The organism is Streptomyces sp. NPDC048383 (assembly GCF_040651775.1).
Lineage (GTDB): Bacteria > Actinomycetota > Actinomycetes > Streptomycetales > Streptomycetaceae > Streptomyces.
Window position 1 is genome coordinate 38,746 of record NZ_JBEZKS010000016.1, and the last position, 21,146, is coordinate 59,891.

Consider the following 21,146-nt stretch of genomic DNA (forward strand, 5'->3'; position numbering starts at 1 on the left):
GACACCGGAGACACTCGGATCTCGATGGTCCAGGAGAACGGAGTCTCGGCGGGATGAGGCATCATCCCGCCGAGTTCAAGGCGGACGCGGTCGCGTTGTACCGCTTGAGGCCGGGAGCGACGATCAAGTCGGTCGCCGGTGATCTCCGGGTGAACACCGAGACGCTGCGGAACTGGATCCGAGCCGCCGACGGCCGCCGACCCGACGCCCGCTCCGAGCCGCCGGCCACCTCGCGGTCCGGGCGGTGACAACGTGGAGGCGGAGCCGGCCACCACCCGCAAGAGGATCCGCGAGCGCGAGGAAGAACGGAACACCCTCCGCAAAGCGGCCCCGATACGCAAGGTCCACCAGGACCCGACGGCACCTACGGAGCCCCCAGGATCACCGCGGAACTCCGCGGAACTCCGCGACGAGGGCGGCCCGGCGGTCAACCACAAGCGCGTCGCCAGGATCATGCGGACCATCGAGCTCGAGGGCGTTCGCCTGCGCCGCCGGCACCCCATAACCGTCGCGGACCAGGCAGCAGCGAAGGCGCTGCCCGGCGGTGTCGCAGTCCTGCCTGCGCTCGCCGGCCAGGGCTTCAGGCGGCGAATGGGTTGGTGTGGCCGGGCAACTGCTGCCCCGGACGCAGGAACCGCCGGCCGCCCTCTTCGTCGCGCACCGCGAGGAACCCGGCGTCCGTCAGCCGCCGTGTGATCTTGCCACGGCGGATCGTGCCCACCTCGAACGCCACTGTGCAGAGCAGCGCGGCCGCCCCGCCGGAGGCGACCGCTTCGACCGGCGACCTGTCGATGAGCATGAGGACGGCCAGGAGCGCGCAGGCGAGGTAGACCATCACCTTCTGGCGCCGGTCGGCGACGTACAGGGCCATGACGTCGAAGGTGACGAGGTCTTTCAGCACGGCCACGGAACGGACCGCTTCGGGGAGCGGCTTCAGCGATCCCTGTTGCAGCCCCGGCACTGTTCCGCCGTTGCCCGCCTGCGGATGGGAGGTGATGGTGGCCGCCTCGCGGACGCGCGCGTCGGGCCGCGGGTCCCGGTACATCCGGACCTGGACGAGCGAGTTCTTGAACCCGGTCCTGTGCGCCATGCCGTACGTGTAGCCGTACTGCTCCGCCACGTGCGCCAGGGCGGCCGCCTTCGGCGCGGAGCCCTGGGGGGCGATCTCGACGATGTCCTGCTGACGCGCGATCTGCTGGAGCATTTCCGCTATGTGACGTTCTACGGACATCCTGTTCCCCGACCTCTGGGACCCCGCGCCCGGGGCCGACCGGCGCACAGCCTAGGGGGTGCGCCGCCCATGACGACGCGCTGGACCTGGTTCGTGCGACCCCGTGCCCGCAGGGATGTTCGATGGTGCCGTTCGCGATATGCCCGGCAGGGAGTTCGCGTGCGCGCACACGAACTATCGCAACTATGATAGTTGGGGTAGGTTGGAGGGATGGAGCCGAAAACCTACTCGACGATCGAGCTTCGCAAGCGGATGGGTGAGATCCTCGATCGCACCCGGATCGCGGGGGAGCCCGCCGCGATCACCCGCAAGGGGAAGACCTTGGCCTACCTCGTGCCGGCCGAGTGGTTCGAGCAGTACGTGGCACAGGGTCGTGCGGCCGCGGTTGGCGACCCGCGCGCCCCCGTTTGGGGCGGGCTGGTGGGGTTCGGCCGGGCGGCCGCCGGGGCCGGGGGCCCGGGCGGCACCGCCGACCCGACACCTTCGCGCTGCCAGCGACGGAAGAACCTATAGACCGTCTGCCACGGACCGTACTCCGTCGGCAGATCCCGCCACGGCGCCCCGGTCCGCACCCGCCAGCGGATCCGTCGATCAACCGCCGACGGCACACCGACGGCCTGCTCAACACTGCGACCGGCAACCACGGACCCAGCACCACCCATTGCCCATCTGAAAGATCTCCTCGCCCCACACCGAGATCCTCACGGAATGAGGTGAGACACGGACCCCAGTTCTAAAACACGACCTAGCCCCACCGCCCGGTGTGCCAGCGCCTCCACCTGGACAGTGGTCGTAGCCGGCTCGGCTCACGCCTCGGATACGGTGTTCCTCTACGGGTGCCACAACGGATGTGACGCCCCCCACCGGAGGTAGTCAGCGTATGAGTTCGAAGCGCAGCAAGAATCCAGCCCTGCCCGTACTTGACGACGCATTCCGACTCGCGTCGGTCAAGGACGCCGAAGAGTCCACCCGTGACTTGGCCGCGCGGCTGGCCACCACCGAGCTGCGCCGCGCTTCCCACCCGGGCCGGGTCACCTGGGAGCCCACCGATCAGGCCGAGCCCGTACCGGTCCCGCCGACTGTGGTCGACGGTGACGGGGACCTGTGGCTGCGGGACCGGGGCACTGGCACCTGGACCATGCCCGAGTTCAACCCGAAGGAGTTCCCGGCCCGCTGCGGCGAGGTTCTGACGTGGAGCGAGCTTGCCCGCGAGTTCGGCCCGCTGACCGCACTGGCCGACGACCGCCGCATCGGCGGTGGCCGGCGCTGACCGCGCAGCCTTCTGGCATGACCGCGCCCCTGAAGCGCCCGTTAGGGGTAGCTGGGAGCTCTCCAGCTCACCGCCGAGCTCGACGATGGCGGCGAGCAGGGGAGCGTGGCGGTGGCGTGCGACGGCCTCGAGCAGCGTGGTGCGGGCCTGGCGCCACCTGATGTCCTCGGTGCGGCTGGGGTCGGTGGAGCAGCCGGGTAGCGGTCGGCCTTCAGTTGCCGTGGTGAGCGCGCGGTCCAGCTCGCCGATCGACTGCTGCCGGTCGGTCGAGGAATGCTTCCAGAGCGCGAAGCAGGAGTGCGGCCTGGACGACTACCAGGTCCGCCGCTACGACGGCTGGCACCGCCACATGACCCTGGCCATGGCCGCCCACGCCTGCCTCATCGTCGCCCCGCCCGAGCATCGACCACGTCCTGCACTGGTCACACTGGCGACGGCGACGATAGTTCCAAGCCCGCATCAGCCGCTACGAACGACGCGGCCACACCCCACCAGAGGTCAACAAACCGTCACGGCAAATACCGTTGCAGTACTAAGTGGCTGTTGTTGCTCCGAAGCTGAGGAGTGCTGGTCGAACGGGAGTCACCTGAACTCCCGAGCCGACCGGTCCTCACCCGGCGTCGTGACCTCCGCGTCCATCACATCGAGCGGCAGCGACCGCGCGCACCGGGTGGACGTCACGTCGCCGAGGTGCCCGGCCGCAGGGGCGAGGCCAGAGCACCCACAGGCATGACGCCTGGCGTACCGCCACCACCAGCGTCCTCGCGGCAGTGCGCAGCTTGTCACCGGAGCGGTGGGAGGCGAGGACGTCCGCAATGGCCAACCGGCGGCGACTGTGAAAATCGCTGTCCGATCACCGAAGTACGGTGATAGACATCCGGCGTGGAGAAGAATCTTGAGTTCCCTGACCTGTTGCGACTGATCGATGAACGGTCGACCGCCTTCCGCGCCGTGGTCGCCGCCGCTCCCGGTCTCGACGCGCAGGTGCCGAGCTGCCCCGGGTGGACGCTGTTCGATCTGGTGAAGCACCTGGGTGGGGGAGACCGTTTCTGGGCCGCCATCGTCGGCGCGGGGTCTGCCGACGCTCCCCCGGCCGAGGCCGTCGCCGCGCGCGCCGCGCTGGAAGTGCCGCAGGAGCGTGAGGCCCTGCTGGCCTGGCTGGACGCGTCGACGCAGCTTCTGCTGGGCGCCCTGCGCGCGGCGGGGCCGGAGAGCGGTTGCTGGACGTGGTGGCCCGCGTCGCAGTCACCGCAGACCGCCGGCGGCACCGCCCGGCACCGGGTCCAGGAGACCGCGGTGCACACCTACGACGCCCAGCTCGCCGGGGGCTCCCCGCAGCCGCTGCCGGTCGAGCTGGCGCTCGACGGTGTGGAGGAGTTCCTGTACACCGTCTGCGCAACGCCGAGTGCCTGGCCGCACAAGCCCACGGCCTTCGACTTCCACGCCGCCGAGGGCCGCTCCTGGCGCCTCACCGTCGACGGCGACGGCGCACGCTCCACCCGCATCCCCGCGCCCACTGACGCGACCGGCGAGGACTCGGACGCAGCCGGCGCCGCCGTCCACGGCACGGCCAGTGAGCTGGTCCTCTACCTGTACGACCGGATCCAGGCCGACTCCTTGCACGTTGACGGAGACGCAGGGCTGCTCGACCTGCTCCGCGCCTGGGAGCCGGAGGAGAAGTAGGACGTAGCGGGGGCGGTTGGCCGCGCCTCGAGCCGGTAGGACACGACTCTTCGCCAGGTTCGTCAGTCGCGGCACCGGGCTCAAACCCGCGAGGCGGCCTCGGGGCGTCACCAAGCCACCCGCCGCGTTGCCCGGCCACGTCCTTCGCGAGCGTGAATCGGCCAGGTGTCGGCTCGATCAGCCAGCCGCGCGCCGTCAGCCGCTTGGTCTTCGATCGCAGTGCCTCCACCTTTTCCGGTACGGGGTCCAGGCCAATGCAGGCGGCCATCTCCTGGCACGTCAAAGCTCCTTGACCGAGTCGGTTACGGTCGCTGAGGGCTTGCAGGATGCGCTGGTTGTCCACCGACAGCGCCGACCAGGCCAGCCCCGCGCACCACACCGGCACCGCTGTTTTCGGTTTCGCCGCCTCCGCCGGTTCGGGCCGCGCCGGTTGCACACCGGGAGCCGGCAGACCCTCGGAGGTGCCGGGGCCGACGACGGCGTATGCCGAAAGGTTTTCTACGACTGCCTGATCGGGCGGTGCGACGCGCTGTTCGAGCTGACGGATGTGGCGCTGTGCAGCGACGGACGAGTGAGGACGCTGGTGGACCTGGCGCCGGCGCCCGAGCATCGGCGCGAGCACGGGGCCCTGTACGGAGCACTCAACCGCGGTCGGCCTTCCCGGCGCGCGGAAGTTGATCTGCTCCTGGCACCGGCCTGAGATGACCACCGAGCGGCGGCATTGTCCGGCGGGTGGGCAGGACAGCATCATGAGGGTCCAGGCACACGGGGGAGAGCCGATGAGTCGCTTAGAACTGCCGTACCTTGTGGTGGACAGGACGTTGCTGTCCTTGCAGGACGGCGCCGAACTGGTCGAACCCGAGGACGGCAAGGTTTACGTTTCGGAATACCGGCCTCCATGGCTGCTGGGTGGATGGCGGACAAACCCGGATCGCTTCTTTCCGGTTCGGACCCCCCGGCCGAATGACGCACCCCGAGGGTTTCGGTTCAGCACGACGGGCCGCCCCCTCCTGGTCGACACCGACGGAGACAGCTGTCTCGTACCGTGCACGGCGCAAGCCTGCCGTCGCTGGGTCGAAGCTGCCGTCGCCTATGCCACCGCCGTGGACGGCGTCAGCGCCGAGCTGGTTGCGGCCAACCATCGCGCCAGGTCCGTCCCGCGGTGGAGGCGCTTCGCCGCACCCCTCGCCCTACGCAACTGGCAGAAGGCCCGGCAGCGCTACGAGCGTGTCATGCAGGAGGCCGGGGAGGCCTACAAGCCGATCCGGCAAGAGATCGCGGGAGCGATGTGGATCGAGAAGGAAAAAGCAGGGGAACGTGCACGGCAGGCTCATCGCCGTAAGGCCGCGCTCGCCGAACGGCCCCTCTGGGGCTGGTCGATGGCAACCAACGGCCGACCGACCGCGTACGTCTTCCGGCACGACGTACCCGCCGGGGACGGCATCGCACCGACTTCGCCGCAGATGAATCCGCCCGTCGACCTGCCGGGTCTGCGCCAGGCACTCAACGATCTGAAGCCGGTCCAACTGCAGTGGGACAGAACGGCGATCACCCAGACGGAGCGCGAGCTCGAAAGCGTGAGCTTCGAGACTTGGTGGCGGGAACTGTTCTACGAGGACTACCGGACCTTCACGTTGCCCCCGTCGGGCCGCAGCTCATCCAGCCGTGAGATCGGGGGCACCGGCACCAGCGGGACAGGAGGCTATGGAGGGTACTGACTCTCCGCTGTCGCCCACATCTTCGACGGGTCCGGAGTGACCGGTGAGTACGAGGAGGACCGCGCAACTGTGCAGTAACCGGGTGAACCGGGCCGGGTGCCTGGGCTTTGGGGCGGGCGTGATCGAGCGGCGCGGTGCCGGCGCGGTGGCCGGGACCGGCCCCGCCCGGCACCCTCCGGCCGGTGCCGCCCGGCCCCGCCCGGCCCCGGCCGCCCGGGGCCCGCCCGGTGCCATGGGCGTCGAGGGGTTCACGCGGCTCACCGGGTGGGGCGTGACGCCTTCGCTGCCCGCGCGGTGAAGTAGTCCGCGTCCTTCGGCCGGTCGGCCGGGTGGGCGGCGCGGGGGCCCGGCACCAGGTGCGGTATGTACTTGGAGCAGTGGATGTAAGCCTCTTCGACGGTGAGGCGGACCCACATCTCGGGGGCGCGGCCCGGCGCGATGTCCTGGGGCAGGCGGGGGTGCGCCGAACGAAGCTCGGCGTCGAGCTGGAGCTGGGCGACGCCGTTGACGTGCAGGCCGACGTGGTCGTGCGTGAAGTCGACGAAGAGCATGCCGAGGTGCGGGTTCTCCGTCATGTTGCCGGCGCTGGCGAGCACGCCGTTCCCCCGGAACTCCGGATAGGCGAGGGTGTGTTCGTCCAGCACGCGCACGAAGCCGGGCGGACCCGCCCGGAAACTGGCGTCGCATTCCCCGCGGGAGTCCGCGGTGGCCAGGAAGACCATGCTCTGGCGGCCTATGAACTCCTGCATCTCGGCCGTGAGGCGGGAGCGCACCTGCTGGTCGTAGAACCGTGCGGCGCGGTCGGCGCTGCCCATGTGCTGCTGCAGCCGGTGTTCACCTGCTGATCCGAAAGCGGGCGGTGGGAAAGTCACGGGGGCGTTCTCCTGGCAGGTTCGGCACGGGTGTGTCTCAGGAAGCGGACAGGACGGGGGTCTCGAAGGGGTCGTGGTGGATGCGGTCGGGCGCAGTGCCGTGCTGCGTGAGCGTCTTGCTCGCGGAGACCACCATCGGGGCCGGCCCGCTGAGAAAGACGTCGTGCTGGTACCACGGGCCGTACTCGGCGAGAACCTGCGGCAGGGATCCCCGGATGCCGGGGATGTGCTCGTGAGAGACAGCGCCCCTGATGGACAGCCAATGGTGCTGCTGCGCCATCCGGAGCATGTCGTCGACCCCGTACAGCTCGGCGCCGGTACGGGCTCCGAGGAACAGATCGACCTGGTGCCGTCCGCCGCGACGGGCCACTTCCTCGACGATCGCGCGGATCGGTGCGAGACCGGTGCCGCCCGCCACGCAGAGCAGGTCGCTGTGGACGGCGGCGTCCAGCACCATGTCCCCCATGGGTGCCCCGAGTTGGACCACGTCTCCGACGGCAGAGCGGTGTACGAGCGCGTCGCTGACCGAACCGCCGCTCACCGCGCGCACGTGGAAGGTGAGGGTGCCGTCCCGGCGGGGTGCGTTGGCCGGCGAGTAGTAGCGCCACTGCTTGGGCCACCAGGGAGTTTCGAGGCTGACGTACTGCCCGGCCGCGTACGGGTACGGCATATGGGGCCGCACGGTCACCTCGGCGATGCCGTGTCCGCGCAGGACCTTGTGCACCACCGTGGCGGGCCACACCGCGGGCCGCTGCGTCTCGTCCTGCTCGGCAGCGCTGATCATGACGTCGGCGACCACCCCGTACGCCTTGGTCCAGGCCGCGGCGATGTCCGCGGTCCAGGCCGGGCCGGCGTAGCGGGCCAGAGCAGCGAGGAGGCATTCGCCCACGGCCGGGAAGTGCGCGCTGAGGGTGCCGAACTTGCGGTGGTCGCGACCGAGGTGGCCGCAGAAGCCGACCAGGCGCTCCGGGTCGTCGACCAAGTCCACGATGCGCAGCAGCGCGCGCAGCAGGCGCCCGCGCTGGGCGTCCATTCCCGGCGGGAACATGGGACGGACCTCGGGGTAGCGGGCGAAGAGGATCGCATAGAAATAGACCGTCATGTCCGCGGCGAACGGCTCCACGACGGAGACGGAAGCCCGTATGAGGGCGATTTCGTGGGCCGAGAGCGGCGGCTCGGCGCCGGCCGACTCGCCCACGGCGCCGGCCTGGGCGGGAACTGCGCGGGGGCCGGAGCCCCCCGGGCCCGGGTGTGCGTGTGCGTGTGCGTGTGCGTGGGCGGGCGGGTGTGTGGACGGGTGTGTCGGGCGTCCGATCCGGAACTTCAAGAGACCGGCGCTCCTCCCGTCGATATGTGAGTCGGCCGCAGGCGTCCGACGCTGTGGCACGCGCGGTCACCGCCTCGTAGCTTGCGGCGGGAGGCGTCCTCGCCCGATCTGCCTTCTGGGAGGGTGGCGGTCGTGGCGGCGACGGGGGCAGGCATGAGTCCTCCTGTTGGGGGGCATCGGAGAGCGGACCAAGCGGTTCCGGAGGCTACCCGATCATGGGTGTGACTCAGAAGTAGCAACGGCCCGCGGCAACCGGCACGGTTGATTCCGCGTGCTACCGGTACCCCGCCCAGGGGATTTCATCTGCCGGCTGTTCAGGAGATCTGATGAGTGGCCGATGGTCCGGCCCTGTGATCAGGGTCGGTCGTCGCTGACGTCCATGGCCACCTCGTAGGAGAGCTCGTAGTCCGCGCCGCTCTTCACGAATCGCGCGGTCTGGATGCCTGCCCCCAGATCCGCCTCGCTCAGCACCATCGAGCCGATGACGTCCCACACGCTGCCCTCCGCCGCCGGCCTCACGGCCAGCGCGAGGGTGCCCGACCCCAGCAGGGGTCTGGTCACCTCGGGCGTATTGGTCTCACCGGTCCCGGCTTCACCCTGCCAGATCTCTTCCCCGTCCCAGAGGATCTTGACCCTGTCGACGCCCTGGATCCCGGGCGCCTGCGGCGACGAGCAGAAGAGGAAGGGGATTCTGACCTCGTTGGCGTGCGACATCATCATCTCCGCGAGGGTGGGTGGCGGCAGTTCTGGGCCCTGCGTACGGGTCGGGCCCTGGAAGGCTTTCGCCCGTACCCCACCAGCCTCACCCGGAGGTCCGCGGTCGGCCACAGCTCGCCGCCAGCCAGGTGAACGGGCAAGGGATGCCTCCCGTTCTTGCGACATCGGCTATTCGCGCGAGCGAGCGACTCTCAATATCGTGTCGAAACGACGCCGCAACTCGGTTCTGGCACGAATTTGGGGACAGTCGCGGAGCGTGATGTATGCGTCGCCACGCCTACCGCGATGGGCTCCCACCAGCTGGCCGAAAGGCCCTACCTCTCCCGGCCCACGGAGTCAGCCAGTCATCCCGCCTACCGGGCCCGCCATCGCGTCGACGCGGACACGAACCGCACCCTGGCCACCGCGTCTACCCCGCAAAGACGTTCGGGCTCGCACCGGACGGCCTTGGTCCCGGTGGTGGCGTCGCGGTGAATCCGGTGGAGATTTCGTGAAACGTCGGATGTGCGGTCCGTGGGGAGCGGAGCGTAATAGGCATGGCCTGGGCAGACCGGGTCAACGGCATCTGATCAGCAGGAGATGCGAATGCTGAAGAAGCGGTTACGTACACCACAGGTGCTGGGCGTCGGCGTCATGGCGCTGCTGCTCGGTCTTGTTGCCTCCCCCACAGCGCAGGCGGCCCCCGCCGCCGAGCAGTGCAGCGGAAGTTGGGACGGCAAAACGTACTGGGCCAAGAATCCGGCGGGGCGCGACGGGGGCGGCTACGCGCGCACCTACTGGAACGGTTCGACCAAGAAGAACTGCGTGAAGTTCTGGTCCAGTCCCTACGACGGCCTCGCCTCGCACGTCACCGTGGCGATCTTCGACGAGGGCGGCGACTACTCCGTCGACCCGCCCAAGGAGCATCCGGCCAACCTGCGCTACTACGCCGGACCGCTGTACACCTGGTTCAACTCGACGGGGCAGTGCATCTCGGTGAGCGGCTCGCTGGTCCGGGGAGGAGTGAAATACAACCTCGACACCGGACCGATCCGGTGCGGCTGATCCGTCGCCTCCGGCCGTAGGGGCCGAGCGTCGCCGACGCCAGCGGCGCTGTACCGGCGGCCGGCCCGGCGGGAGAACGCTTCACCGTCCACCCCGGTCACAGACCGCAAGCTCAAGCCGCGCTGTACCGGCGGCGGGTATCGAGTACTGCTGGCGCATCGGGCTGGAGCCCGCGCCGCGGATCCTGATCGGGTTCCTGCGAGCCAGTTCGTATGAAGACCTGCCGCCACTCCTCGCGGGCGCCGTGGGACGCATCGACGAGCCGTTCCCGATCGAGTTCGACCCCGCGTCCCTAGTCCGCAGCTAGGACCGACCGGTACTACGGGGCCCCTGGTCAGCCGGAACGGTTCCGGTTGAACAGGGGCCCCTTTGCGTTCCGGGCGTCGCCTGCTCCGGCCAGAAATTCCGTGGCCCGGGCTGCGCACCGGGCTCGCCAGGCGGAGCCGGAACCAAGGTTGATGCCCGCCAAGCGGGAGCGGACGAGGTTGCCCGCCCCACGGCCGCCCGGGCCTTACGCCGGGGGAGGCTGCGTGATCACACGCCACCACTTGACGGCCGATTCCTACAGCAGTCTCCACTTCGACATCGCCCCCGGATTTGCCGTCGCCACCCTCGCCCGCGCAGCGCGAGCCGATCGACACCTACGCCGTTCTGGGTGAGCCCGACAGCAGATGACCTTGGCCACATCAACCGTCGTGACGCTCGCCGTCGGCGCGGACGGCACCCGCATCGAAGTGGCTGCCCCACCCGCCGTCGACACGGTGAGCATCGAGGCCCCCTGCGAGGTGCTGCTGGCCGCAGAGATCATCCGTCCACGCACGTGCTTGGTGATGGACCTCTGGCGTCACGAGAACCAGGCCGCCCGCAGAACTGGCACGGGTTCGTGCCAGTTGTGCGCGGCAAGGGCGTCGCGCTGGCGCCTGGCGACCCCGGTGTCGTCGGCCAAGGGAGAGCCCCTGGTTCCGCCGAGTAATGTCAAGGCCGCGCTCAAGCTCGCCCGGAAATGCACCGGGTGACACGCCGTCGCCTACTTCGAACGCGGCTTCCAGGGCAGGACGCTCGGGTCGCTGGCGGTCACCGCCAACCGATGAAACGCACCTACAACCCGATGAAACGCGCCGGGGCGGGCATCCCGCTGCCGCACACCATGCCAAACGCCCTTCGATGACCCTCCGGACAACCGCGACCAGGCGATCGCCCGGCCTCCAAGCGGCCGCGATCCTCCCCGACATCGTCTGCTTGGCCAAGTCCAACAGCGGGTACGCGATGCCCATGGCCCTGACGCTGCTCCGCCTCGAGTGCGACGCGTGTGAGCCGGGGGAGCACAGCGCCACCTTCCGCGGCTACAAGCCGGCGTTCGTCGCCGCCGCCCAGGCGCTGGAGTTGTGCTGGTCCGACAGAACGCCGGAAGCAAGGACCACCGCGCTGGGCGGCCAGGTGGGACACGCTTTCGCCGAGACCGCCTGCCGGCACGGGCTGCCCGCACCTCGCGGGTGCGGCCTGGCCCGGGGTCTGCCCTTCATCCGTCCAGGCACGGCCCGCGAGGTGTGTGACGCCGCCTTCCGCAACGGTCTGCTGCTGGAAACGGCCGGAGTCCACGACCAGGTGGTCAAGCTCCGGCCGCCACTGACAGCCGCGGCAGGACAACTGGAGCGGGGCCTCAAGTTAATCGACCGGGCGGTCGCCCGGTGATCCGTGCGGACCTTCGTGACCTGACATCGGACCCGACGTCCCAGCCCCAGGTGCACCGGCCCATGGACGAACCAATCCCGTTGGCGGACCGGCCACGGGGCTGATGAACGGAGAGCGAATGTCGGTTGATCTCGTCGGGTTCCTTGGTGTGGTGCTGGCGGCGTACCTCGTTCCGGGGCCGGACTTCCTCGTGGTATGCCGGTCAGCAGCCGAACACCCCTCAAAGGGCCGGGCCGCGGCGCTGGGCGCCCAGGCCGGCTTGTGTGTGCACATGCTCGCCGCCGCCACCGGACTGTCGCTGATCGCCGCTCGCTCCCCTATGGTCTACGACGCCATCAAGCTGCTCGGCGCGGCCTACCTCGTCTACCTCGGGGTACGGGCCGTGCTGGCAGCTCGGCGGGCCGCCCGTGAGCGGTCGGCCGGCCGAGAGGCGACAGGCGGCCCCGAGAACAGCCCGGCGCAGGTGGACCCCGCGGAGGCCGGACCCACCAGAGGCCGGTGGCGGTCCGGCTTCATCCAGGGCTTCCTCACCAATGTACTCAACCCCAAGGCGGCCCTGTTCTTCATCAGCATCCTGCCGCAGTTCGTCAACGGCGGCGGATCGATGACCCGGCAGATCTTCTTCCTCGGCACCTTGGACGTCCTTATCGGCATCGTCTACTGGTTCGCCCTGGTCGCCGTCGCCACGCACCTACGGGCGCTCCTCGCCCGACCGAGATTCCGTCACCGCTGGGAACTGACGACCGGATGGCTGTTCATCGGCATCGGCATCGGCGTCGCAGCAATCGCTTGACCCCCCCCGCGCGGATGGGAAAGCCACGACGGTTGCCCCAAGCGAGCAGGACCCGGCCCGGGACCGTAATCACTCCGGCCGGGTCCTGCTCGCGTCTGTGGGCAGCCTCGTCGCTCGGGTGGGGCAGGAAGCATGCGGCGGACACGGGCGGTGATCGTTTCCGTTCCTCCGCCTACCTTCGTATGGCAGATCCGCCAACGGCGAAGCCGGTTCCACTGTGTCCCGTGCCACCCCATCGAGTGCCACCGAGAGCGAGATCGCCGCCGGGCGCCGTGACCGCTTACGAGTACAACGGGGTTGGCACGGTGAGCGTCGTCGCGGACGGTCCGGACCGGGCTGCCGCGGTCACCGGCCGATCTCCAAGTCCGCCGGCGCCCAAATCCGCTACCTCGTCGAGGGGCTCTACCAAAGCCGTCGCCACCCTGCTGACCACCTCCCAGCCCACCGTCGAGCGGTACGTGAAGGGCCAGATCGAGTATTCGCGCCCCGAACTCGTCGAGCTCATGGAGGCCGAGCAGCGCACTGGCCTGGTCATCGAAGCCATCGCCCGAGTACGCGGGTCGTCTGTTCGCCGCGCAGGAGACCAGAGCGACGGAGGCGGAACTCCAGCAGATCGCCGCCTAGGCCCTTCAGGAGGCCTACTTCAAGGACAGCGGCCGAGGTGCCGACGAGCGTTTCGTCGAGTTCACTGACATCGACTACCTCGACGTCGGTTACTGAGTACAACGCCGAGAGGGCTCGGATGTCCGGAGGAATCGAGCCGAAGCACGATAGCTGACACAAAGGCAGGCTTGTTGTCACCTGCGCGGTGCGGCGCCGGAAGGTCGTTCCCTCAACTCTTGACGGCCTCTGTGATCTCCTGGGCGGCCTGGGCGGCCTGGGCGGGGGTGAGGTGCGTGGTGTCGGTGACCTCGGCCTCGGAGTGCAACCGCGGGCGGGCCGCCTCGGCGTAGGGATCGGGGTATTGGAGACGCAACAGCGGCGCCGGGCGACTGCGGGCGCTGCCCGCCGACGGGGCGTTCGAGCGGGTGGGCCGCTCGTGGCTGGGGCCGCCGGCCGCTTTCCGTTACGGCGGCCCGCTGCCTCCTGGATGGGCAGCGTCATTCGTCTGCGCCGCAGCGCCGGGGGACCGCCCGGATACGACTCCGCGCGGCTGGGCGCCGGTCGACGCATTCTGGCCCGTGGGGTGGTGCAGACCGGTCAGCCGGTGGTGCCGTACCTCCTCCTCGACGCAGTCGGCGGGCCGATCGGGCCAGTCTCGGACTGGACCAGGAACCTGATAGTCGGGGACGCCGGCCAGAACACCTGCCGGCCGTACTGCTACGCCCTTCTGACGTGGTTCAGGAACCGGAACCAGGGGAACTGACCGAGACGATCACCGCCGTCGGGGTGCGCTATGACCTCGGCAACGGCCACGACCTGCTCGGACGCCGACTGCGGGACATCCAGCTCAAGCAGGGCCGCCTCTACGACCAGATGCACGGCGGCCGCGGCCTCCTGCTCGACCGGACCGGCCGGTTCTCCTTGACCGGCTGGGCGGACCGGATCGACCACATCATGGACGCCACCGAGGAACTCGACGCGCCCGCAGTCCTGCTGCGGCCGGATGGCCATGTTGCCTGGGTCGGCGACAACCAGCAGGACCTGCTCAATACAGTGCCCACCTGGTTCGGCGCCCCCACCGGCTGAGCACCCCGCCACGCACGAGGCGGGAGCTGCGGCGCACCAGCGGACAAGCCGACGCGGGCCGCTACCACCAGCGGCCCGCAACGCCGCGTGCCCGGACAGCGCGCAGGAGGAGGCGGAAGTACCGTGAACACCATGGCCCATGGCATCGTCCTGCCCAGCGCACGTCATCTCTTCCACGTCCCAGATGAGGTTGCCTACTTCAACACCGCTAGCCTCGCGCCCACTCTGAACGGCGTGCTCGCCGCGGGCCAAGAGTCCTTGAGCCGCCGGGCAGAGCCATGGGCGATCACCGCATCGGACTGGTTCACCGCCGCCGAGCAACGCCGGAGCCTCTTCGCCCGCCTCATCGGTGCTGAAGCTGACGATGTCGCGCTGGTCTCCGCCACCAGCTACGGCATCGCAACAGCCGCTGCCAACCTCGATGGCCTCCCCGGCCAGCGAGTCCTGGTCCTGGCGGAGGAGTACCCCTCCGGCGTCTACACCTGGCGCCGCTTCGCTGCCCGTACCGGCACGACAGTGCACACCGTTCACCGCGAGCCCGGACAGACCTGGACGGACGCGGTCCTCCGTGACCTCGATGAGACGGCCGCCGTGGTCTCGGTGCCGCAGGTGCACTGGACCGACGGCACCTTGGTGGATTTGCCACCCATCGCACAAGCTGCCCATGACGCCGGAGCAGCCCTGGTCATCGATGCCAGCCAGTCGGCCGGCGCCGTTCCCCTGGATGTCGTCGAACTGAGACCGGACTTCGTGGTCACCGTCGGCTACAAGTGGCTGCTCGGCCCCTTCGGACTGGGCTATCTCTACGTCGCCCCTCACCACCAGGACGGCCTACCGCTGGAGGAGAACTGGATCGCACGCGAAGACGCCCAGGACTTCGCGCGCCTGGTCGACTACCGCGACACATACCAACGCGGAGCGCGCCGTTTCGACATGGGACAGCGCACCGCATTCGAGCTCACACCGATGGCCATCGCCGCCCTCGAACAGCTCGTCGCTTGGACGGTGCCGAACATCGCCGCGACGCTGGAAGCCGTTACCGGACGGATCGCGGCCGCCGCACGCGACCTCGGCCTGCACGTCCCCGAACCACGCGGCCCGCACATGCTCGGCCTGCAAGTCTCCGAACACCGGCGAGCCGGCCTGCTGAACACGCTCGATCAAGCCGGCGTCCACGTAGGAGCCCGCGGATCCGTACTGCGCATCAGCCCGCACCTCCACACCACCGACCACGACATCGAACGACTACTCCAAGCGCTCGAGGCCGGCCCGACCCACGTGCGACCTCGCTCCTGACCGCGGGGCCTCGGCCGGCGTGGTTGACGATTGCCCCCGCACGGCGCGCCCTGTGCGTAAGTGCTTTGTCCGGCGCGAAGAAGCTGTCGGCTTCGCTGATCACGCTCAAGGGAGAAGTGGGAGTCCCGGGCTGCGCGAGCGCACCCCGGGGCGGGGATGTCAGCCGAACAGTAGGCGTCGGGATGGAAGAAGCTCCGGCCCCCGCCGATGAGCTGATGCTGTTGGTTAATTCGGGGGTCTACTTCGCCCCGTCGAGCTTCGGCTCGGCGGGGCGAAGTGCTGCGAAGTGGCTGGTGCGGGTGTGGGCCCTGCGTGTGCCGGTGAGGTGGGCGTCGAGGCGGGCGAGGTTGATGGCGGCACCGGTCAGCTGGTGCTGGAGGCTGGTCTTGGCCAGGCCCTGGTAGCGGGATCTGCGCAGGCCGCAGCGCCCAACAGCCTGGGAAATGGTGCCCTCGACTCCGGCGCGGGCTTTGTAGCGTTCCTTCCAGGTGTCGGTGGCCTGGTCGGCGCGGGCCTGGTGGAGTGCTTCGTGTTCCTCGCGGGGCCGCAGCGTCAGGCGCCGGCCGACGCTGGAGGTGGTGCACTGCTCGCGGACCGGGCAGGGCCGGCAGTCGCCGCTGTTGAACCGGACCCGGATCACGGGGGTGCCGTGCTGGGAGTGATCCGGGTTCCAGCGGGTGGTGGTCTTACCACCGGGACAGGTGACCTGCTCGCCCGCCCAGTTGATGGTGAAGTCGTCGCCGGTGAAGCCGCCACCGGCGGCCTGGTGGCTGATGACGGCGGCGGCCGGGCCGGTGAGCGTGATGCCGTACTCGCGTCGGGTGCTGACCAGCAGATGCGCGTCGGCGTATCCGGCATCGACCAGATGCTCAACGGGCAGACGGCCCGACTCGGCGAGCTGGGCGTGCACGGTCTCGGTCATCGACATGTCGGAAACCGTCGCGACGGTGGTGGCCACGTTCGTGATCAGGTTCGGGACGTCCGGCTCGCAGGTCTCGGTGAGGTGGACCTTGTATCCGTCCCACATGGTGTCCCGTTTGACGCTGCCGCGTGCCTCGATGTCATAGGGCGTGACCAGGCGCAGTGCGCCCGGCGGACGGTCTTTTGGGTCCCGTCGCCTCACCTGCCCCTCCACCAGGTGGAAGTGCTGGACCCAGACCTGGCGCAGGATTTCCACCCGCTCAAGCAGCCGCAGTCCTTCGGGCGCCTCGGGCGACCGGACAGCCTCAAGCAGCCGCATCCCGTCCCGGCCGATCCGCAGACCCACCTCGTCCCGCTTGGTGCGGGACTTGGGGAACCGGGATTCCTCGGCCCGGGTCGCGTAGTGCTTGAACCAGTCCGGCTCGGCGACCCGGCCCAGCCAGTCGGGAGCGGCCCGGGCCAGCGCGGTGAGCGCTGAACGGAGCGTTTCCGCGACCAGTTCCAGCCAGGACAGATCACGCGCCGCCGACACCACGTGCGTGGCGTCGGTCCGGGCCCGCCCCGCTGTCTTGAGAAGTCCCCTCTCGTCGGCCGCGGCCAAGATGCCATCCAGCACCCGCCGCCCGGCCTCTGCCTCCACCAGACGGTCACGGAACTCCGAGAGCACCGAGAAGTCGAATCCGGGATCATCCAGGTCCAGCCCGAGGGCGTACTTGAAATCGATCCTCGCCCGCACTGCCTCCGCGGCCTGCCGGTCGGTCAGCCCTTCGACGAACTGCAACACCAACACCAGCGCCAGCCGGCCCGGTGACCAGGCAGGCTTCCCCCGCGCCGGGAACAGATCCGCGAACTCCTCGTCGCGAAACAGCGGCCCCAGCTCGTCCCGGACCCGGATCGCCAGACTCCCCTTCGGGAACGCGGCCCGCGCCACCCGCACCGTCTCCGCCGGAACCACCACCGGTTCCTTGGGCTGCATCGACATCGACACCCACCCCATACGACAACGTCGGCCTTCAAGAACCCAACTGGGTCTTGAAGGCCGACGTCACGCGAACCCCCGAATTAACCAACAGCATCATGAGCTCGGCGGGGGCCGGAGCCGGTGATGTCCCTCGCGGGTGCGTCGGTGCCGTGGGGTCAGGCGGTGATGAACTCGCCCAGCTCGCGCTGGAGTGCGGCCTTGGGCTTGGCGCCGACGATGGTCTTGGCGACCTTTCCGTCCACGTAGACGTTCATCGTCGGGATGGACATGACGCCGTAGGCGGCTGCCGTTTCCGGGTTCTCGTCGATGTTGAGCTTGCCGATCTCGATCATTTCGCCGTGCTAGGCGGCGATGGCCTCCAGCGACGGGTTGAGCCGGCGGCAGGGGCCGCACCAGGCCGCCCGGAAGTCGACGAGGACGGGCTTGTCGCTCTGCAGGACGTCCCCGAGTATGCGTCGGTCACGTTCTTGACGGTGAACAGCTCGCTGCGCGGGTCGTGGCCGATCGCGATGAACAGGCCCGTCACGTCCAGGTGGCGCCTGTCCTCGGTGAGGACGTTGCGCACCGTGAGGCCGGACAGCTTGCCGTCCTTGTCCTCCAGTTCGGTGATCTCGCTGTCGAAGAGGAAGGAGATCTTGTCGTCAGTGAAGGCGCGGTTCTGCATGACCGGGGAGGCCCGCAGGGTCGAGCGACGATGGACGACGGTGACCGACTTGGCGAAGCGGGTGAGGAAGGTGCCTTCCTCCATGGCGATGTCGCCGCCGACCACGATGATGTCGCGGCCCTTGAAGAAGAACCCGTCGCAGGTGTGCACCAGGACATCCCACGCCCGGAGAGCTCCTCTTCCTTCGGGAGGCCGAGCTTGCGGTATCCGGAGCCGGTCGCGATGATCACGACCTTTGCGCGGTGGACGGTGCCCTCGCTCGCTGTCGGTGACGGTCTTGACTACGTCGGCCAGGTCGACGGAGACGTGTCGTCATCGATCATCTCGCCGCCGAACCGCTCGGCCTGGGCCCGCATGGTCTCCATGAGGACCGGGCCCTCCACACCATCGGGGAGGCCGGGGAAGTTCTCGACCTCGGTCGTCGTCGTCAAGGAGCCGCCCACACGTTGTGGTCCCGCTCACGGCGCGGGCTCCGGGGCGATCTCCGCGATCAGGCCCTCGATCAGGACCTTGATCTCGTCACGGATCGGACGGACGGACTCGACGCCCTGGCCAGCCGGGTCTTCCAGCTTCCAGTCCAGGTAGCGCTTGCCCGGGAAGACGGGGCAGGTGTCGCCGCAGCCCATGGTGATGCACACGTCGGAGGCCCTCACCGCGTCGATCGTGAGGATCTTCGGCGTCTCAGCGGACATGTCGATGCCGACCTCGCGCATCGCCTCGACCGCGGCCGGGTTCACCGAGTCGGCGGGCGCCGAACCGGCGGACCGGACCTCGACACGGTCCCCGGCGAGGTGACTCAGCCACGCGGCGGCCATCTGGGAGCGGCCGGCGTTGTGGACACAGACGAAGAGCACGGAGGGCTTGTCGGACATCAGAGGTCTCTCTTGTCTCACGACGGGGATCAGGCGCCACTGACATCAGCACCCAGTGGCGTCATCCACCACTGATGTGACAGTATCAGCCCATGATGACGTCAGTCGACACTGAAGTGATGCGAGTCCTGGCCGACCCCCTCAGGCTTCAGATCGTGACCCTGCTCTCCCGCGAGACGCTCTGCCTCACCCATCTCGTGGAGGAGACGGGCGCCAAGCAGACCAACCTCTCCAACCACATGAAGGTCCTCAGAGAGGCCGGGGTCGTGGAAACCGAGCCGTGCGGCCGCTTCGTGTACTACAAGCTGCGCCCGGACGTCATCACCCAGCTCGCCGCCCAGTTCGCCGACCTGGCCGCATCCGCGCGCACCGCCGCCGAGAACAAGAGGGCCTGTCCGTGACCCCCACCCAAGCTCCCGCGACCACCGAAGACGCCTCGGTCGTGGCGAAGCTCTCCACCCTGGACCGCTTCCTCGCGGTCTGGATCCTCATCGCCATGGGCCTCGGCCTCGGCCTCGGCCGCCTGATCCCCGGCCTGAACGACGCGCTCGCCAAGGTGGAGATCGGTGGGATCTCCCTGCCCATCGCGGTCGGCCTGCTGATCATGATGTACCCGGTCCTGGCGAAGGTCCGCTACGACAAGCTCGACGCGGTCACCGGCGACCGCAGGCTGATGATCACCTCGCTGGTCATCAACTGGATCCTGGGCCCCGCGCTCATGTTCGCCCTGGCCTGGATCTTCCTGGCGGACCTGCCCGAGTACCGCACCGGCCTGATCATCGTGGGCCTTGCCCGCTGCATCGCCATGGTCATCATCTGGAACGACCTCGCCTGCGGCGACCGCGAGGCCGCCGCCGTCCTGGTCGCCCTGAACTCGGTCTTCCAGGTCGTCGCGTTCGGCGTCCTCGGCTGGTTCTACCTCGACCTGCTTCCCGGCTGGCTCGGCCTCGGCAACGGCGAGCACCTCGACATCTCCATGTGGAACATCGCCCTCAACGTCGTCATCTTCCTCGGCGTCCCGCTGCTCGGCGGCTTCCTGACCCGCCGGATCGGCGAGAAGAGGCTCGGCCGCGAGAGCTACGAGGCGAAGTTCCTGCCGAAGATCGGCCCCTGGGCCCTGTACGGACTGCTGTTCACGATCGTCATCCTCTTCGCCCTCCAGGGCAAGACCATCACCTCCCAGCCCCTGGACGTCGCCCGCATCGCGCTCCCGCTGCTCGTCTACTTCGCCGTGATGTGGTTCGGCACCTTCGCCCTCGGCAAGACGATCGGCCTGCCGTACGACCGCACCACCACCCTCGCGTTCACCGCCGCCGGCAACAATTTCGAGCTGGCCATTGCGGTGGCCATCGCCACCTTCGGCGTCACCAGCGGCCAGGCCCTCTCCGGCGTCGTAGGTCCCCTCATCGAGGTCCCCGTCCTCGTCGCCCTCGTCCACGTGTCGCTGGCCTGGCGCAGAAAGTTCACGGAGCAGCAGCTCACCTCATGACACATCGCACCGACGTGGTGGTGATCGGCGGCGGCCAGTCCGGGCTCGCCACCGGCCACCACATGCGCCGCCTGGGCATCGAGCACGTCATCCTCGACGCCCAGGCGGGCCTGGCGGCGCCTGGCAGCACACCTGGGACTCCCTCCACCTCTTCTCCCCGGCCGCGTGCTCCTCGCTGCCGGGCCGATTGATGCCCGCTCAGGAAGGCGAGGTCTATCCCGACGCGGCCCACGTGGTCTCGTACCTCGCCGACTACGAGAAGCGGTACGACCTTCCCGTGCGGCGGGGCGTGCGGGTCTCCGCCGTCCACCGCGACGGGCCGTACCTCCGGGTCGAGACCGATCGGGAACTCCGGGGCCCAGATCGCCGCCGACCTGGCGCCCGCCTCCGAGCTGACGTGGGTTACCCAGCGCCCGCCCCGCTACCTCGCCGACGACATCGACGGCCGGGCCCTCTTCCACGCGGCGACCGCCCGCCGGCGCGCCCTCGACGCCGGTCGCACGGACACCGGCGGCGTCGCGTCTCTCGGCGACATCGGGGCGGTGCCTCCGGTCCGGGCAGCCCGTGATACCGGGCTCCTGGACGTGAAGCCGATGTTCAGCCGCCTCACCGCGACCGGGGTGGCATGGGCAGACGGCACCCGCGCCGTGGCCGACGCCGTCATCCGGTGCACCGGCTTCCGCCCCGCCCTCGCCCCGTTCGTCACCCTGCGCCAGCGAGGCAGCCGCGGCCACATCGTCACGGACGGCACCCGCGCCGTCGACGAGCCGCGCCTGCACCTGTTCGGCTACGGCGACTGGACCGGCCCGGCCGCCGCCACCCTCATCGGCGTGGGCCGCCCCGCCCGCGACGCCGCCCGCCAGACAAGCGAACTCCTGCGCTGACC

19 protein-coding genes and 9 pseudogenes are annotated in these 21,146 nt (G+C 69.4%); 17 read left to right on the top strand and 11 right to left on the bottom strand.

Features of this window, described 5'->3' with window-relative positions; translation table 11 throughout:
- Positions 1-53: 53 nt before the first annotated feature.
- The gene (locus tag AB0D46_RS13945; protein WP_362877629.1) at positions 54-248 is read left to right on the top strand and encodes a transposase; all 195 of its coding nucleotides are present in this window, start codon (positions 54-56) and stop codon (positions 246-248) included.
- 4 nt (positions 249-252) lie between these two features.
- The gene (locus AB0D46_RS13950) at positions 253-696 is read left to right on the top strand and encodes a transposase (RefSeq protein ID WP_362877556.1); all 444 of its coding nucleotides are present in this window, start codon (positions 253-255) and stop codon (positions 694-696) included.
- Here AB0D46_RS13950 and AB0D46_RS13955 read toward each other — a convergent pair.
- On the bottom strand, positions 581-1,231 hold the full coding sequence (locus AB0D46_RS13955) for a hypothetical protein (RefSeq protein ID WP_362877557.1): 651 nt from the start codon (positions 1,229-1,231) through the stop codon (positions 581-583). The genes AB0D46_RS13950 and AB0D46_RS13955 overlap by 116 nt on opposite strands.
- A 210-nt stretch (positions 1,232-1,441) precedes the next feature.
- Here AB0D46_RS13955 and AB0D46_RS13960 point away from each other — a divergent pair, with 210 nt between their 5' ends.
- The gene (locus AB0D46_RS13960) at positions 1,442-1,744 is read left to right on the top strand and encodes a type II toxin-antitoxin system Phd/YefM family antitoxin (RefSeq protein ID WP_362877558.1); all 303 of its coding nucleotides are present in this window, start codon (positions 1,442-1,444) and stop codon (positions 1,742-1,744) included.
- Here AB0D46_RS13960 and AB0D46_RS13965 read toward each other — a convergent pair.
- Positions 1,723-1,859 (bottom strand): annotated as a pseudogene (locus AB0D46_RS13965) (transposase); the annotation flags it as partial. The gene AB0D46_RS13960 and the pseudogene AB0D46_RS13965 overlap by 22 nt on opposite strands.
- A gap of 252 nt (positions 1,860-2,111) precedes the next feature.
- Between AB0D46_RS13965 and AB0D46_RS13970 the strand changes: the two are divergent.
- From AB0D46_RS13970 to AB0D46_RS13980, 3 genes and pseudogenes are all read left to right on the top strand, one after another.
- Positions 2,112-2,501: a hypothetical protein gene (locus AB0D46_RS13970; RefSeq protein ID WP_362877559.1), complete on the top strand. Its 390-nt coding sequence runs from the start codon at positions 2,112-2,114 to the stop codon at positions 2,499-2,501.
- 265 nt (positions 2,502-2,766) lie between these two features.
- A pseudogene (locus AB0D46_RS13975) lies at positions 2,767-3,234 on the top strand (hypothetical protein); the annotation flags it as partial.
- A 149-nt stretch (positions 3,235-3,383) separates the two neighbouring features.
- Positions 3,384-4,184, top strand: coding sequence for a maleylpyruvate isomerase family mycothiol-dependent enzyme (locus AB0D46_RS13980; protein ID WP_362877560.1), 801 nt, complete (start codon positions 3,384-3,386; stop codon positions 4,182-4,184).
- Between the two features lie 118 nt (positions 4,185-4,302).
- Here AB0D46_RS13980 and AB0D46_RS13985 read toward each other — a convergent pair.
- Positions 4,303-4,608, bottom strand: a pseudogene (locus tag AB0D46_RS13985) (hypothetical protein); the annotation flags it as partial.
- A gap of 84 nt (positions 4,609-4,692) precedes the next feature.
- Here AB0D46_RS13985 and AB0D46_RS13990 point away from each other — a divergent pair.
- Positions 4,693-4,839 (top strand): annotated as a pseudogene (locus AB0D46_RS13990) (transposase); the annotation flags it as partial.
- A 124-nt stretch (positions 4,840-4,963) separates the two neighbouring features.
- A complete protein-coding gene (locus AB0D46_RS13995; RefSeq protein ID WP_362877561.1) occupies positions 4,964-5,902 on the top strand; it encodes a hypothetical protein in 939 nt (312 codons plus the stop codon).
- A gap of 257 nt (positions 5,903-6,159) precedes the next feature.
- Here AB0D46_RS13995 and AB0D46_RS14000 read toward each other — a convergent pair whose 3' ends face one another.
- The 3 genes from AB0D46_RS14000 to AB0D46_RS14010 all read right to left on the bottom strand — a co-directional run bounded on the left by AB0D46_RS14000 (position 6,160) and on the right by AB0D46_RS14010 (position 8,821).
- Complete coding sequence (locus tag AB0D46_RS14000; RefSeq protein WP_362877630.1) at positions 6,160-6,717, bottom strand: pyridoxamine 5'-phosphate oxidase family protein; 558 nt, start codon at positions 6,715-6,717, stop codon at positions 6,160-6,162.
- 94 nt (positions 6,718-6,811) lie between these two features.
- Positions 6,812-7,972: a globin domain-containing protein gene (locus AB0D46_RS14005; RefSeq protein ID WP_362877562.1), complete on the bottom strand. Its 1,161-nt coding sequence runs from the start codon at positions 7,970-7,972 to the stop codon at positions 6,812-6,814.
- Between the two features lie 483 nt (positions 7,973-8,455).
- Positions 8,456-8,821: a hypothetical protein gene (locus AB0D46_RS14010; protein WP_362877563.1), complete on the bottom strand. Its 366-nt coding sequence runs from the start codon at positions 8,819-8,821 to the stop codon at positions 8,456-8,458.
- Positions 8,822-9,403: 582 nt separating this feature from the next.
- Here AB0D46_RS14010 and AB0D46_RS14015 point away from each other — a divergent pair.
- The 4 genes from AB0D46_RS14015 to AB0D46_RS14030 all read left to right on the top strand — a co-directional run bounded on the left by AB0D46_RS14015 (position 9,404) and on the right by AB0D46_RS14030 (position 12,347).
- On the top strand, positions 9,404-9,862 hold the full coding sequence (locus AB0D46_RS14015; RefSeq protein WP_362877564.1) for a hypothetical protein: 459 nt from the start codon (positions 9,404-9,406) through the stop codon (positions 9,860-9,862).
- Between the two features lie 695 nt (positions 9,863-10,557).
- Positions 10,558-10,878: a hypothetical protein gene (locus AB0D46_RS14020; protein ID WP_362877565.1), complete on the top strand. Its 321-nt coding sequence runs from the start codon at positions 10,558-10,560 to the stop codon at positions 10,876-10,878.
- A 148-nt stretch (positions 10,879-11,026) separates the two neighbouring features.
- Entirely contained in the window at positions 11,027-11,554 is a 528-nt protein-coding gene (locus tag AB0D46_RS14025) for an aminotransferase class III-fold pyridoxal phosphate-dependent enzyme (protein ID WP_362877566.1), read from the top strand.
- Between the two features lie 118 nt (positions 11,555-11,672).
- Positions 11,673-12,347 carry a LysE family translocator gene (locus AB0D46_RS14030; protein WP_362877567.1) on the top strand — a complete coding sequence of 225 codons (675 nt, stop codon included), beginning with the start codon at positions 11,673-11,675 and terminating at the stop codon, positions 12,345-12,347.
- Between the two features lie 832 nt (positions 12,348-13,179).
- Here AB0D46_RS14030 and AB0D46_RS14035 read toward each other — a convergent pair.
- Positions 13,180-13,320, bottom strand: a pseudogene (locus AB0D46_RS14035) (ATP-binding protein); the annotation flags it as partial.
- A 389-nt stretch (positions 13,321-13,709) separates the two neighbouring features.
- Between AB0D46_RS14035 and AB0D46_RS14040 the strand changes: the two are divergent.
- A pseudogene (locus AB0D46_RS14040) lies at positions 13,710-14,036 on the top strand (FAD-dependent oxidoreductase); the annotation flags it as partial.
- Positions 14,037-14,168: 132 nt separating this feature from the next.
- Positions 14,169-15,332: an aminotransferase class V-fold PLP-dependent enzyme gene (locus AB0D46_RS14045; RefSeq protein WP_362877631.1), complete on the top strand. Its 1,164-nt coding sequence runs from the start codon at positions 14,169-14,171 to the stop codon at positions 15,330-15,332.
- A gap of 238 nt (positions 15,333-15,570) precedes the next feature.
- On the opposite strand, the gene AB0D46_RS14050 is transcribed toward AB0D46_RS14045, so the two are convergent.
- The 4 genes and pseudogenes from AB0D46_RS14050 to AB0D46_RS14065 all read right to left on the bottom strand — a co-directional run bounded on the left by AB0D46_RS14050 (position 15,571) and on the right by AB0D46_RS14065 (position 18,771).
- The gene (locus AB0D46_RS14050) at positions 15,571-17,235 is read right to left on the bottom strand and encodes an IS1182 family transposase (RefSeq protein WP_362877568.1); all 1,665 of its coding nucleotides are present in this window, start codon (positions 17,233-17,235) and stop codon (positions 15,571-15,573) included.
- 155 nt (positions 17,236-17,390) lie between these two features.
- A pseudogene (gene trxA / locus AB0D46_RS14055) lies at positions 17,391-17,687 on the bottom strand (thioredoxin).
- Between the two features lie 23 nt (positions 17,688-17,710).
- A pseudogene (locus tag AB0D46_RS14060) lies at positions 17,711-18,339 on the bottom strand (NAD(P)/FAD-dependent oxidoreductase); the annotation flags it as partial.
- Between the two features lie 18 nt (positions 18,340-18,357).
- On the bottom strand, positions 18,358-18,771 hold the full coding sequence (locus AB0D46_RS14065) for an arsenate reductase ArsC (protein WP_362877569.1): 414 nt from the start codon (positions 18,769-18,771) through the stop codon (positions 18,358-18,360).
- 92 nt (positions 18,772-18,863) lie between these two features.
- On the opposite strand from AB0D46_RS14065, the gene AB0D46_RS14070 reads away from it, so the two are divergent.
- The 3 genes and pseudogenes from AB0D46_RS14070 to AB0D46_RS14080 all read left to right on the top strand — a co-directional run bounded on the left by AB0D46_RS14070 (position 18,864) and on the right by AB0D46_RS14080 (position 21,144).
- Entirely contained in the window at positions 18,864-19,172 is a 309-nt protein-coding gene (locus AB0D46_RS14070; RefSeq protein WP_362877570.1) for a metalloregulator ArsR/SmtB family transcription factor, read from the top strand.
- The gene (arsB, locus tag AB0D46_RS14075; RefSeq protein WP_362877571.1) at positions 19,169-20,260 is read left to right on the top strand and encodes an ACR3 family arsenite efflux transporter; all 1,092 of its coding nucleotides are present in this window, start codon (positions 19,169-19,171) and stop codon (positions 20,258-20,260) included. The genes AB0D46_RS14070 and arsB overlap by 4 nt, the downstream gene beginning before the upstream one ends.
- A pseudogene (locus AB0D46_RS14080) lies at positions 20,257-21,144 on the top strand (NAD(P)-binding domain-containing protein). The gene arsB and the pseudogene AB0D46_RS14080 overlap by 4 nt, the downstream one beginning before the upstream one ends.
- The last annotated feature ends 2 nt before the right edge of the window (positions 21,145-21,146 follow it).